The following is a 14,263-nucleotide window of genomic DNA, read 5'->3' as shown; positions in this document are numbered from 1 at the left end:
AGAGTAACAAAAACTTGTTCATTATCAGTCCATCATGGTTAAGATAAAGTGCAACAAACGGCATTTCCTGCTAAGGTATTTCACTGCTAATCGATGAGTAAAGAATAATAAGGAATAGGGAGCTATGCGCCTAAATGGTGTTCAAAGACTGTTAGAGACTGGGCTAATTATCAGCACCTTTGCTGCAGTATTTATTTTATGTGCATTAATCAGTTTTGATCCTGCCGACCCATCATGGTCGCAAACCGGTGAATTTGTTAATGTAAAGAATATTACCGGCACAGCAGGTGCGTGGATAGCAGATATCTTATTGCTTACATTTGGCTGGCTTGCCTATTTGGTGCCAGCGGCTATTCAGTTATTTGGTTACTTATTATTTAAGCAGCCCCATCGCATATTCCAACTTGATTACACCACGCTGGCTTTAAGAATCATTGGTTTTGCTTTATTTATTACCTCTGCAACCGCGATTAGCAGCATCAATTTTGACGATATTTATAATTTTTCATCGGGCGGGGTAGTAGGGGACGTTATTGCCTCGGCGATGATGCCGACCTTTAATTTTACTGGCACATCTATTTTATTACTGTGTTTCTTTTTCGCAGGCTTAACGCTTTTAACGGGTGTGTCATGGGTGCAATTTGTTGACTTCTTAGGTGATTGGGTAATGCGTGCCTTTTATTTTACACGCAAGCACTTGTCGGCCTGGCTTCAACGCGAAAAAGACGCAAATAAAGCTGTTCTTTCATCAGAACCCGATGCGAATTTTGTCGAGCCTGATAGTGAGCCTTCAATTGGTTTTACCGAACCCGATGTAAACCAACCTGCTCAAGAAAAAGCGGCTGCAAAACCAGCTAAAAAAACAGAGTCTGAATTTAATGGTTTTGATGAACTTGACGATATTTTAGATCAAGAAATCGGTTTTAGTGCGCTTGATGATGAATCGTTTGACACTGTATCAGCTCTCAATGCGCTTGATCAAAGCCCCGTTGTTGAACCTGAAAAGCCAACGACAACGGTTGTCTCTCCTGCACGCCCAATGCCAAAGGCAAAGCCTGCGTATCAGCCACCTCCTACTGCAAAAGAAAAATTTGAGGCCTTATTAGAAGAGCAACCGCCAGCAACCCCGTTACCGTCGCTGGAGCTGTTAGACCGCCCAGATAAAGCGAAGAACCCATTATCGCAAGAAGAGCTTGATGGCATTTCACGTTTAGTTGAAACCAAATTGCTTGATTTTAATATTCAAGCCACGGTTGTCGGCGTATACCCAGGCCCTGTTGTTACGCGTTTTGAACTCGATTTAGCACCGGGTATTAAAGTGGCGAAAATCACCGGTCTTGCAAAAGATTTAGCGCGCTCGCTGTCTGCTGTCAGTGTGCGTGTTGTTGAGGTTATTCCGGGTAAAACCTATGTAGGTATTGAGTTGCCGAATAAACACCGCGAAATCGTGCGTTTAAGCGAAGTAATCAATGCCCCTAAGTTTGAGTCAAACCCATCACCATTAACCATGGTATTAGGAAAAGATATTGCCGGTGAGCCTGTGTGTGCTGACTTGGGTAAAATGCCTCATTTACTTGTCGCTGGTACCACTGGTTCAGGTAAGTCAGTGGGCGTTAATGTAATGATATTAAGCTTACTGTACAAATCAGGGCCTGATGATGTACGTATGATTATGATAGACCCTAAAATGCTTGAACTTTCTGTGTACGAAGGTATTCCGCATTTATTGTGTGAAGTGGTCACAGACATGAAAGAAGCGGCTAATGCACTGCGTTGGTGTGTGGGGGAAATGGAGCGTCGTTATAAGCTGATGTCGGCACTGGGTGTGCGTAACTTAAAAGGTTACAACCAAAAAGTATTGGATGCGAAAGAGGCCGGTCAACCGATCCTTGATCCACTTTTTAAAGACACTGACGGCATGGCTGATGGCCCTGAAGAGCTGGGTAAACTGCCTAGTATTGTCGTGGTGATTGATGAATTTGCTGACATGATGATGATTGTCGGTAAAAAAGTAGAAGAGCTAATTGCACGTATTGCACAAAAAGCCCGTGCAGCAGGTATTCACTTAGTGCTTGCAACACAGCGCCCGTCGGTTGATGTTATAACGGGTTTAATTAAAGCGAATATTCCAACGCGTATGGCGTTCCAAGTATCAAGTAAGATTGACTCGCGCACCATTTTAGACCAACAAGGTGCTGAAAACTTACTGGGTATGGGTGATATGCTTTACTTACCGCCTGGCACCAGCGTGCCTGTGCGTGTTCACGGTGCATTTGTTGATGATCATGAAGTTCATGCCGTGGTCGACGATTGGAAGAAACGGGGCAAGCCAAATTACATTGATGAAATTTTAAATGGTGATGCCACAGAAGAAATTTTACTACCAGGAGAAACCAGTGAAGACGGTGATGAAGAGTCAGATCCGCTTTATGATGAAGCAGTATCATTTGTGATAGAAACCGGCAAAGTGTCGGTATCGAGTGTACAACGTAAGCTTCGCGTTGGTTATAACCGCGCAGCACGTTTAGTGGAACAAATGGAAACGTCAGGCATTGTCAGTGCGCCAGGTCATAATGGTGCCCGAGAAGTATTAGTGCCCAATGGTGGAGCAAATTAATGAAAAAAATTACAGTGTTAACCCTAATAGTAGGGTGTTTATTAAGCGGTCAGAGTCGTGCTGACGACAGCCAAGCATTGCAACAGCAACTTGGCACAATTAACAGTTTTAAAGCGCAATTTATACAAAAAGTAACCGATGCACAGGGCGAAGCCATTATGCAAGGTGAGGGCAATATTGCGCTCCAGCAACCTATGATGATTCGCTGGCAACAGCAAAGTCCAGATGAAACGTTATTTGTTTCTAACGGCGAAAAAACCTATTATTTTGATAGCTTCGCTGAGCAAGTTACCATAATGAATACCCATAGTCTGATAGATTCAACCCCGTTTGTGCTACTTACATCAAAAGACCCTGAGCAGTGGGCTAAATACCAAGTATTGGCCACCGATACAGGCTTTAGTGTTACACCAAATAAAGGCATAGAAAGCCAAGTTGAGCAACTTGATATTGCATTCAGTGATGATAAACAGGCTTTATCTTCATTGACCGTGATGGATACCTCGGGTCAGCAATCGTTATTTACCTTTAAAGATGCTCAGGTTAATCAACCATTGGCTACGACGACCTTTGAATTTATCATTCCTGAAGGTGTTGAAGTTGATGATCAAAGCCAAGGTGAATAGGGCTTGAGTAATCTAGGATTTAATTTTGGTCCTGATGTGCGCCCACTTGCGGCGCGCATGCGACCTGAAACATTGAATGACTACATTGGTCAGCAACATCTTTTAAGCCCTGATAAACCGCTATACCAAGCAATTTTAGCTGGGCGCTGCCACAGCCTGATTTTGTGGGGCCCGCCGGGGGTTGGCAAAACCACTCTTGCGCAAATTATTGCTAATCATGCAGATGCAAGTCTTATTCAAATGTCTGCTGTCACCGCTGGCGTAAAAGACATCCGTGAAGCGGTCAATGAAGCCAAAGCTAACCTTGCTGGGCGAGGTCAGCGTACGCTATTATTTGTCGACGAAGTACACCGTTTTAATAAATCACAACAAGATGCCTTCTTGCCTCACATAGAAGACGGCACGTTTATTTTTGTTGGCGCCACCACAGAAAATCCTTCGTTTGCACTCAATAACGCCATACTTTCACGTGCGCGTGTTTATGTACTTAAAGCGTTAGAGCAAACCGATTTACACAATGTGATTGAGCGCGCATTACGTGATGATGTAGAGCTAAGTGAAAAAAACATCGTCATTGCCGATAACGCAAAGCAGGCACTTTGCCAAGCCAGCGACGGTGATGCCCGTAAAGTACTCAATTTACTTGAACAAGCCGTTGATTTAACCACTGAAAAACAAGGTAATTACCTAATTGATCAGCATGTTTTAAGTCAAGTGCTGCCAACGCATTTAGCGAAATATGACAAAGGGGGCGATGAGTTTTACGATCTAATCTCTGCGTTTCATAAGTCTGTACGAGGCAGCTCACCCGATGGTGCTTTATATTGGTATTGCCGTATTTTAGCGGGGGGGGGCGACCCGTTATATGTTGCAAGACGTTTATTAGCCATCGCGACAGAAGATATCGGCAATGCAGACCCTCGCGCTATGGAAGTTGCACTCAATGCATGGGATATTTATCAGCGAGTGGGGCCAAGTGAAGGTGAACGTGCCATAGCGCAAGCCACGCTCTATTTAGCCAGTGCGCCTAAGAGCAATGCTGTGTATATGGCTTTTAATCAGGCCAAGCACGATGCGCAAAATGAACCTAGTTACCCTGTACCAGAGCACCTGCGTAATGCACCTACCAGCCTAATGAAAGATTTGGGCTATGGTGCTGAGTATCGTTATGCGCATAACGAAGAAGGCGCATTTGCCGCAGGCGAAAAATATTTTCCTGAAGCTATTAGCGATAGGCAGTATTACTTTCCTACGGATCGCGGGCTTGAGCAAAAAATAAAACAAAAGCTGGATTATTTAACGCAGCGAAATGAGCAAAGTGATTTTAAACGTTATGAATAGTTTAAAACTTTACATGATGATTGCATTGGGTGGCGCATCAGGCGCTTGCTTACGCTATTTTCTTAGCGAAACAATGCTAAAACTGCTGGGTAGGGGATTCCCTTTTGGCACGTTGACAGTTAATATTCTTGGTTCATTGTTAATGGGCATTTTATACGGCTTGATTGAAAAAGAAATAATCGCTGTTAGCCCTGCTAAGACCTTAATTGGTATTGGCTTTTTAGGTGCATTGACCACCTTTTCAACATTCTCAATGGATTCGTTGTTGCTGTTGCAACAAGGTCACTTTTTTAAAATGGCCCTCAATATCACCTTAAACGTGGTGGTGTGTATATTTATGGCTTGGCTGGGCCTTCAGCTGGTAATGCAAAAAGGTTAAAAACTAACATGTTAGATTCTAAATATTTACGTCAAGATATTGAACAAGCGGCTGCGCGTTTAGCAACACGCGGCTTTGAACTTGATATCGATGCAGTGACTGCACTTGAAGAAAAACGCAAAACATTACAAGTAAAAACGCAAGAACTTCAAAGCGAACGTAACGCAAGTTCCAAAGCTATCGGCCAAGCTAAAGCCAAAGGCGAGCACGATAAAGCACAAGCTTTGCTTGATTCGGTCAGTACCCTTGGTGATGAACTAGACAGCGTAAAAGCAGAACAAGACGCAGTGCTTGAAGAGCTTAAGCAAATTTCCCTTGCCATTCCAAACTTACCAGATGAGTCAGTTCCTGTTGGTGAAGATGAAGAGCAAAACGTTGAAATATCAACGTGGGGTACACCAAAATCATTTGACTTTGAAGTAAAAGATCACGTTGATGTAGGTCAAGACGTAAAGGGTCTTGATTTTGAAATGGGCGTGAAGATCAGTGGTGCACGTTTTACTGTGATGCGTGGCCAAGTTGCGCGTATGCACCGTGCATTAACTCAATTCATGCTTGATACGCACACCGATAAAAACGGTTACACAGAAATGTACGTACCTTACCTTGTTAATAGCGCAAGTTTGTACGGTACAAGCCAACTGCCTAAGTTCGCAGGTGATTTATTCCACACATTAGGTTTAGTGGATGACGAAGGTCAACAACAACCTGGTTTTAGCTTAATTCCAACAGCTGAAGTACCCCTTACGAACTGTGCCCGCGATGAAATTTATGACGAAAGTGACTTGCCAATTCGTTTAACCGCGCATACTCCATGTTTCCGCAGTGAGGCCGGCAGCTATGGTCGTGATACACGTGGTCTTATTCGTCAGCACCAATTCGACAAAGTTGAATTAGTACAGCTAGTAAAACCAGAAGACTCAATGCAAGCGCTAGAAGAGCTAACAGGTCACGCAGAGCAAATCTTACAAGCATTAGAGCTTCCTTACCGTAAAGTGATTCTTTGTACCGGCGATATGGGCTTTGGTGCTGCGAAAACTTACGATTTAGAAGTATGGTTACCTGCACAAAATACCTACCGTGAAATTTCATCGTGTTCAAACATGGTTGATTTCCAAGCACGTCGCATGCAAGCGCGTTTCCGTCGTCAAGGTGAGAAAAAACCAGAACTATTGCATACACTTAATGGTTCAGGTTTGGCTGTAGGTCGTACATTGGTTGCCATTTTAGAAAACTATCAACAAGCTGATGGTTCAATTGTTGTGCCAGAGGTATTACGCCCATACATGGGAGGCTTAGAGGTTATTAAATAAGTTTTATTAGCCTAATAAGTTAAAAATGCCGCATAGGGAAACCATGCGGCATTTTTGTTTGTTTTTTAACTAATTAATTTGCGGAAGTGTAAACATTTAGTAGACTAAAAAGGTACCTTTAGTACTCAATACCAATCTACATTAATACTTAATCATTTAGTTAAGTGGATTGTGATACTCCAAAACACGAAGGATTGCTGTTATGAAAAGATTTCTCGCCGTCGCATCTGCTGCTTTGTATTTAGTAAGCTCAGTGGCGTTCGCTAAAGATAAACCCAATATTCTTATAATATTCCCTGATGATGTAGGGTGGCAGAATATAAGTGCCTATGGTTTGGGTACAATGGGCTATAAAACCCCAAATATTGATAAACTCGCCCATGAAGGCACGATGTTCACTGATCATTATGCTCAACCGTCATGTACTGCTGGTCGCGCGGCCCTTATTACCGGACAGTACCCAATCCGTAGTGGCATGACAACTGTTGGCAGACCCGGCGCAGAGCTTGGTTTAAAAGCGGGCTCCTATACTCTTGCTGAAGTTCTTAAAGAGCAAGGTTACGCTACGGGTCAATTCGGTAAAAACCATTTAGGTGATCGCAACGAGCACTTACCAACCGTTCATGGTTTTGATGAATTCTTTGGAAACTTATATCACTTAAATACCCAAGAAGAGTTTGAGCAAGTTGATTACCCTAAAGATCCTGAATTCTTCAAAAAATACGGTACACGCGGGGTTTTACACACTTATGCAACTAATGTAGATGACAAAACAGTTGATCTACGATTTGGTAAAGTTGGTAAGCAAAAAATTAAAGACACAGGCCAGCTTTCTCGCGAGCGAATGAAAACGGTTGATAAAGAATTCATGGATGCAAGTTTAGACTTTATCAAGCGAGCACAAAAAGAGAATAAGCCGTTCTTTGTGTGGTTTAATCCAAGCCGTATGCACATGTATACCCGTTTAAGTGATGAAAGTCGTTATTTAGCTGCCAAGCACACTACAGAGCACGATTTGTATGGTAGTGGCTTAATTGAGCATGATCAACAAGTGGGTGAATTGATGGCTGCACTTCAAGACATGGGTGTGCTAGATAATACGATCGTTGTTTACTCGACAGATAATGGTCCAGAACACAGTGCGCGTCTTCATGGTGGTACAACGCCATTCCGTGGAGAAAAAATGACAACCTACGAAGGCGGTGTACGTGTACCAATGATTGTTCGTTGGCCAGGTAAAGTACCCGCAGATAGAATTTTAAACGGTATTCAAACACACATGGATATTTACACCACTTTGGCAGCTGCTGCGGGTGAGCCTAATGTGGCCAAAAAAGCACTCAAAGAGCATAAACAGCCACTTGATGGTGTAAATAACTTAGATTACTGGTTAGGAAAAACAGATGACAGTGCACGTGACCACTTTTTCTATTATTACGAATCAAGCATTAAAGCGATTCGCTATAAACAATGGAAGCTGCATTTTGAAACAAGCGAAAACTACTATGCGCAGTATGAAAAACAAAAGTTCCCCATTTTCTACAACCTTCGCATGGATCCGTTTGAAAGCTTTGATGGTTTGACTGACCGCTCTGATATAGTTCAGGCTAAACAATGGCTTAACGAACCTGTACAACACTTATTAGGTGAGCATATTAAGTCGCTTACTGAATACCCACCGCTACAAAAAGCGGCAAGCTTTGACTTTAGCCAGCTTATGGAACAGTTAATGTCAGGTAAGCAATAAGATAAAGCGCATATACTTGAGCGCATAAAATTTAAGCCGCATAGGGAAACCATGCGGCTTTTGATTAAGTAATATTGCGCTGGTATAGACGACTAACCTGTTATAAATGGTTTTTATTTTACCATTTCGCACTATCACTCTAGAAAATCAAACTGAATAATTTATAAATACTTAAACTAAAAATGAGTAACAAGACAGGGAAAACAACAACATTAACAAAAACAGAGTTAGTGTATTCTCCCATAATTGATTTTTGATTCACCAACCAAACAAGGTAGCAAGTCACAATCGGCAGGAGTAAGCCATTGGCTGCTTGCGCAAAGATGATCACCGCAACAGGGTCAAGTCCGAGAGACGCCACAACCGCACCAAACGCTAGGATAATAATTGCCACACCTTTAAAGCGTGTATTACTCATTTTTGTTGACCAACCCAACATACCACACACGGCATATGCACCCGCTAGAGGAGCCGTTATTGCACTGGTGAGGCCCGCAGCACATAAGCCAATAGCAAAAAAGTAGTGAGCCATTCCACCCAACAAAGGCTCTAGTTGTACGGCCATATTGGCTGCAGAAATTTTACCCGCATCGGTGCCATAAAATGCCACGGAAGCTGTTGATAAAATTGCTAAGGTAATAATACCGCCAAGGGTTATTGAGATACTGGTATCTACATTAGTTTCTTTAATTACCTTTTCAATATCTTTATTTTTGTCATGTTTTTGGGCAAGAACGCCTGAATGTAAAAACAGATTATAAGGAACAATGGTGGTGCCGATTAAGGCTAATACCGTGGTAATGGAGTTATCAGGTAAACTTGGTATAAAGCCCTTTAAAACGAGAGTTAAGGGCGGCGCAGCCATTATTAATGTCGAAATAAAGACCAAGCTCATCAGCACAACTAAAACGATCAATGCACCTTCAATTACTTTATGCTTTCCGGTATACAACAGCACGGCACTTAAAATTGCAATCAAAGGTGTCCAAATCAAAGGATTAAACGAGGGCAATATTTCTTGTAAACCCAGGCTTGCTCCAGAGAGGTTGCCTGCTTCATAGGCTGCACTGCCAATTCCTATTGCGCTGATCACTAAAAACGCGGCTAATAACTTAAACACAGGCGTTTTGATGGTTGTTCTCAGTGCCGTTGCTAAGTCTTGTCCCGTTGTAACACCGAGTCTAGCAGCCATAGATTGCAGCAAAATAGTGGCGATAACCGAAAATAAGAGTGTCCAAATTAAAGCAAAACCAAAGTTTGCCCCTGCAACGCTTGCGGTGGTAATGGTGCCTGGGCCTATAAAGGCAGCAGTGACAAGAAGTCCGGGTCCTAAACGCATGTAAAACCTTTTTATTATTAGAATAGTGAATTTTAGCTAATCAACTCATCGCTAGGCAGCAAAGCCACCGTGTGAGAAGTGCTGTCTGTAGATGCTCACGATATAATGTGTGGTTCTGAGGGTAAAGTAAAAACGGTGAGATTTGAGGGGGCAAAACGAAAACTACTTCAAAAGTGCAAGTAAATTGATAGTTAGTATACTTAATTATGATTATTTGAATGAATTTATTTACTCTTTTTTAGTGTTTTAACGTTCTTTAATTAAATCAATATAGTAAAAATGAGCACAATAAAAAATATTCTTGTTTATTTTGCGACGCTGTTTGCGGTATTACGTCATACACACATTCATTTAGCGCAGTGAGATAAATGGCAGTGTTTGTTGAGTGAGTTAATTTTATCAAAGCGTGTTCAGCGCATTCTCTGGTCATGTTAATTACGCACAGTCATTTGGTTTTGCAACTAAAGAACAGAACTTTAATGTCACCAACAACACATTGTAAACTGGGTTCAATCTCTAATGAATGCAAAGCAACAGTGATTGCCCGAGTTGCAGCACAAGCAAAGCTTACGGTGCACTACTAATATCGGACTTTTCAATTCAGTGACCGCTGACAAGCGTATAATAGTATATAGCGCATCCGCTTGGTGACATAGGCAGCAAGTAGCCAGCCTGTTGGTCATTCATTACAGCAGCAAAGCGCGCTCGGCCCGCGTTGGTACATCGCAGGAGCTGGGGCATTTTATCGACAAAAAATGATATGTCTGATTTTACTTTATTTAGCTCTTCGAGAAAGCAAAATACTCTTTAAACAGTCTTGATAAGAATGTTCGCGCCTTGAATAAATGAAACAGCGGGTTATCAGTGTTTTTATGGCAATGCTAGGGTACTTTATATTTTAGGGCATAAGGTTGGGCACTTAATGAAGTGGTCGCGGGAAATAAGCGCATATTGCATGTGGCACACACATTGTAAAATTTATACACAGTCCGTACTAATTATGCAGCTTTAAGATTTAAAAAAATTAATCTCATTAAAAATCAGTGGGTTATTTTGGTTGGCTTTTTGCAAAGTTAAAAGAATTCGTCTTATTTTAACAAAAGGAATTAACAATGCCTGAATTAACCTTGTCTGCTTATTTTGCTGTCTATGTTTACTTAATCATGCTTATTGTTCAATGGGGTGTGGCTGCGGTTGTTAAGGCAAAACAACCCGGTGCTGTACCTGGTAAGTTTAACGCATCTTTGGGTCATGAAAGCTTTGTATTTCGTGCGCATCGCACGTTTATGAATAGTTTAGAAAATAGCCCGTTGTTTTTAGGTGCGGTATTTTTAGGTTTTTTTCTAAATGTGAATAGTAATGTATTCGCTCTGTGTATCTGGGTGTATGTGATAGCAAGGATTATTCACATGCTGCTGTATTACGCTATTGCAACAGAAAAGAACCCAAGCCCGCGCAGCTATTTCTTTTTGATTGCAGCGATTGCCAATATAGCCCTCGTGGTATTAATAGGGTTACGTTTAGTGTAGTGGTCATCATTTTTTAAGCCTAATGTGCTTTGTTTTTAAACCACATTAGCGAAAAAAAAGAGGCATTGAATGAATTATCAATGCCTCTGCGATTAAGCGTTTAAATACGCGATTTACTACTCAACACCTATAAAGCCACCGGTTTGATGAGACCATAAGGCAGCATAAATACCGCCTTGCGCTATTAATTGTTCATGGCTGCCTTGTTCAACAACACCGCCTTCATCCAGCACGATGAGTCTGTCCATTTGCGCAATGGTTGATAAGCGATGGGCAATTGCGATGACCGTTTTACCCGTCATTAAATCATCAAGGCTGGTCTGTATAGCTGCTTCGACCTCGGAGTCAAGCGCACTGGTTGCTTCGTCTAAAATGAGAATGGGTGCATCTTTAAGTAGTACGCGTGCAATGGCGATTCGCTGGCGCTGTCCCCCAGATAGTTTGACACCCCGTTCACCCACTTGAGCAGCAAACCCTTTATTGCCTTTGCTGTCTTCTAAATCTTCGATAAACTCAAGCGCTTTTGCTTGTTTTGCTGCGGCTAACATTTCATCTTCTGTTGCATCCGGTCTACCATATAAGATGTTATCTTTTACAGAGCGATGCAGTAGTGATGTGTCTTGCGTCACCATTGCGATGTGTTTACGTAAGCTCTCTTGGCTTACCGTAGCAATATTTTGGTTATCAATGGTGATATTTCCGGAATCAACATCGTAAAAGCGAAGAAGCAAATTAACCAACGTTGATTTACCGGCACCTGAGCGGCCAACTAGGCCAATTTTCTCACCTGCTTTAATGTTTAAATTTAAACCATTAATAACGGGGCCACGGTGCGTTTCATTTGCTGCTTTACCATAATTAAACTGCACGTTTTCAAAGCTGATTGCACCTTTCGATACTGCAAGCGTTGACGCGTTGGGTTGATCGTCAACCTCGATAGGCGCCGATAAAGTCTTCATACCATCGGCAACCGTGCCAATGTTTTCAAATAGGCTGCTAATTTCCCACATGATCCACTGTGCCATCCCGTTTAATCGCAATGAAAGACTGACAGCAATAGCGATTGCACCAACAGAAATAGCGCTAATCGACCACAGGTATAAAGATAAGGCAGCAATACTAAAGACCAGTAAATAATTTAAGGTATTGATCGAAAAGTTAAGGCTCGTCACTAAACGCATTTGCTTATAAACAGGTTGTAAAAACACATCCATGCTGTCTTTGGCGTATTGCTCTTCTCGCTGAGTATAAGAGAACAATTTGATTGTTGAAATGTTGGTGTAACTATCGACTACACGGCCTGTCATTTCTGAGCGTGCATCAGCTTGAGAGCTGGCAACACGCTTTAGCTTAGGAACAAAGTACAGTTGAATGGCGGCATATAATAGTAACCAAACTAATAGTGGGATCATTAAACGCCAGTCAGATTCTGCGACTAAAAATACCATCGCGCCAAAATACACCACAATGTACATCAAAACATCGAGCAGCTTCATCACGGCCTCGCGAACTGCAAGAGAGGTTTGCATTACTTTAGTCGCAATGCGGCCCGCAAACTCATTTTGATAAAAACTGATACTTTGCCGAAGTAAGTAGCGGTGAGCTAACCAACGTATAGACATTGGGTAGTTACCTAGGAGTGCTTGGTGTAAAACCGCAGAGTGAAAAAACACCACGATAGGCAACACAACAAGCAGTATCACAGCCATTCTGATCAACTCAGATTTTTGCTCAACAAATAAAGTCTCTGGTGTGTATTGGCCTAGCCAGTCAACTAACTGACCCATGTAACTAAAAAGAGAAACCTCTAAAATAGCTAATGCAGCTGCACTTAATGACATAAAGAATAATGACAGCTCCATGCCTCGCGTATAATGGCGGCAAAAAGCAAACAAACTATTGGGCGGCTGAGAAGGCTTTTCTTTAGGAAATGGATTGGTCATCCGTTCAAATATACGATACATAAGCGACGCTTTTATAAAATTAAGTAGTGGTACTATATCATTGAGCTGGCTTTTTAGCAGAGCATTTACGATAAAAATAACGTTTAAAATACAACATTTATTCATGTATTTACATGTATTTAAATTAATGAAAACATAGCAGGAAAAAGGACGCCATCATGAAAAAATTACTCTGTGCATTGTCGCTATTAGTGTGTTTGCCTGTCAGTGCGTATCAGCTCGAAACCGTTACGTTTAAAGGTCAAAAAACAGCGATTGAAAAGCCGCTGACTGTCATTCTACCGCAGGGTTACAATTCGTCTGTACGTTATAACGTGGTGTACGTATTGCACGGCTTTAGCGGAAACCATACCGATTGGTCAAACCTGACAGAGATAGAAAGATTAGCAGATCACTATAACGTCATTATCGTCAATCCGGATGGTAACTATGGTTCGTGGTATGTTGATTCTGAAGTTGATAACGCATCTCAATACGAAACATACATTGCAGATGATGTCGTTAATTTTATTGATAAAACATATGCAACGAATGCCAGTAAATCAGGCAGAGCAATAACGGGCTTGTCGATGGGAGGGTTTGGTGCATTGCATATTGCAATTAATAACCCTGAAAGGTTTGCTGCGGTATCGGGTATCTCAGCTGGGGTTGATGTAAGGCCGTTTTCGGCAGAATTTGACTTAGCAAATGTGCTGGGCAGTTATGCACAAAATAAAGCCCGCTGGGATGATATTGCCATAATAAACAACCTTCATAAAATAGCTGGGGGCAATACGGCTTGGAAAAAAGGCGATGACAGTTTAGCGATTATGCTCGATATAGGGGTTGATGACTTTTTTATTGAACAGAATCGTGCATTACACCACGCTATGCTCGCAATGCGAATCCGCCATGACTATATTGAGCGTGCTGGAAAACATGACTGGCATTATTGGCGTCGAGTGATCCCTTATCAGTTTTTATTCTTAACATCTCATATGGAGTAATAACATGTTACAACGCGCACTGGTCGTTTTAGCTGCTGCTTTTTTTATTTTTATCGGCTGGGTAATTTACCTCGCTAATACGGGTCAAAAAGCGGTGTTTTTTGATCTCGTTGCTGCCATTCCTTACGGTGATAAAGTAGGCCATTTTTGTCTGTTCGGGTTACTTACTTTGTTTATTAATCTTGCCTTTAAATTTAAAACGTTTGTTGTGGCCGGGTACACTATCTATTATGCCGCAGCAATCGTGACAACGTTCGTGGTGTTAGAGGAGTTGAGTCAATACTTTGTTGAAACTCGGACGTTAGATTTTATTGATTTAGTCGCTGATTTTATGGGCATTGCTTTTTTTAGTGGTATTTCTGTTTGGTTATCTAAGCGCTTATACCCGATCAAAAATTAATTTTAGTGGTTTAGTGACTCGC

11 protein-coding genes are annotated in these 14,263 nt (G+C 41.8%); 9 read left to right on the top strand and 2 right to left on the bottom strand.

Going from position 1 to position 14,263, the window contains the following annotated elements; all coding sequences use genetic code 11:
- Positions 1-124 precede the first annotated feature (124 nt).
- From IT970_RS08515 to IT970_RS08490, 6 genes are all read left to right on the top strand, one after another.
- On the top strand, positions 125-2,617 hold the full coding sequence (locus IT970_RS08515; RefSeq protein ID WP_036968127.1) for a DNA translocase FtsK: 2,493 nt from the start codon (positions 125-127) through the stop codon (positions 2,615-2,617).
- Positions 2,617-3,243 (top strand): outer membrane lipoprotein chaperone LolA, encoded by a 627-nt coding sequence (lolA, locus tag IT970_RS08510; protein WP_036968132.1) that lies wholly within the window; start codon positions 2,617-2,619, stop codon positions 3,241-3,243. Before IT970_RS08515 ends, lolA begins: the two co-directional genes overlap by 1 nt.
- 3 nt (positions 3,244-3,246) lie before the next feature.
- Complete coding sequence (locus IT970_RS08505) at positions 3,247-4,584, top strand: replication-associated recombination protein A (protein WP_065979978.1); 1,338 nt, start codon at positions 3,247-3,249, stop codon at positions 4,582-4,584.
- Positions 4,577-4,963, top strand: a complete 387-nt coding sequence (gene crcB / locus IT970_RS08500; protein ID WP_074989576.1) for a fluoride efflux transporter CrcB — start codon at positions 4,577-4,579, stop codon at positions 4,961-4,963. Before IT970_RS08505 ends, crcB begins: the two co-directional genes overlap by 8 nt.
- An 8-nt stretch (positions 4,964-4,971) precedes the next feature.
- Complete coding sequence (gene serS, locus IT970_RS08495; protein WP_196857201.1) at positions 4,972-6,276, top strand: serine--tRNA ligase; 1,305 nt, start codon at positions 4,972-4,974, stop codon at positions 6,274-6,276.
- 202 nt (positions 6,277-6,478) lie between these two features.
- Positions 6,479-8,023, top strand: coding sequence for an arylsulfatase (locus IT970_RS08490; RefSeq protein WP_196857200.1), 1,545 nt, complete (start codon positions 6,479-6,481; stop codon positions 8,021-8,023).
- 139 nt (positions 8,024-8,162) lie between these two features.
- Here the strand turns inward: IT970_RS08490 and IT970_RS08485 are convergent, their stop codons facing one another.
- Positions 8,163-9,362: an Nramp family divalent metal transporter gene (locus IT970_RS08485; RefSeq protein WP_065979976.1), complete on the bottom strand. Its 1,200-nt coding sequence runs from the start codon at positions 9,360-9,362 to the stop codon at positions 8,163-8,165.
- A 1,112-nt stretch (positions 9,363-10,474) separates the two neighbouring features.
- Here IT970_RS08485 and IT970_RS08480 point away from each other — a divergent pair.
- A complete protein-coding gene (locus IT970_RS08480) occupies positions 10,475-10,891 on the top strand; it encodes an MAPEG family protein (protein ID WP_036968147.1) in 417 nt (138 codons plus the stop codon).
- A gap of 116 nt (positions 10,892-11,007) precedes the next feature.
- Here the strand turns inward: IT970_RS08480 and IT970_RS08475 are convergent, their stop codons facing one another.
- Entirely contained in the window at positions 11,008-12,855 is a 1,848-nt protein-coding gene (locus tag IT970_RS08475; protein WP_075593678.1) for an ABC transporter ATP-binding protein, read from the bottom strand.
- Between the two features lie 158 nt (positions 12,856-13,013).
- On the opposite strand from IT970_RS08475, the gene IT970_RS08470 reads away from it, so the two are divergent.
- Both IT970_RS08470 and IT970_RS08465 read left to right on the top strand, forming a co-directional pair.
- Positions 13,014-13,841, top strand: a complete 828-nt coding sequence (locus IT970_RS08470) for an alpha/beta hydrolase (protein ID WP_196857199.1) — start codon at positions 13,014-13,016, stop codon at positions 13,839-13,841.
- Between the two features lie 4 nt (positions 13,842-13,845).
- Positions 13,846-14,241, top strand: a complete 396-nt coding sequence (locus tag IT970_RS08465) for a VanZ family protein (protein ID WP_182394912.1) — start codon at positions 13,846-13,848, stop codon at positions 14,239-14,241.
- The last annotated feature ends 22 nt before the right edge of the window (positions 14,242-14,263 follow it).

The sequence above is a fragment of the Pseudoalteromonas sp. A41-2 genome, assembly GCF_015767615.1.
Lineage (GTDB): Bacteria > Pseudomonadota > Gammaproteobacteria > Enterobacterales > Alteromonadaceae > Pseudoalteromonas > Pseudoalteromonas lipolytica.
Note: the sequence above shows the minus strand (reverse complement) of the source record. Positions and strands in the feature narration are given on the sequence as shown.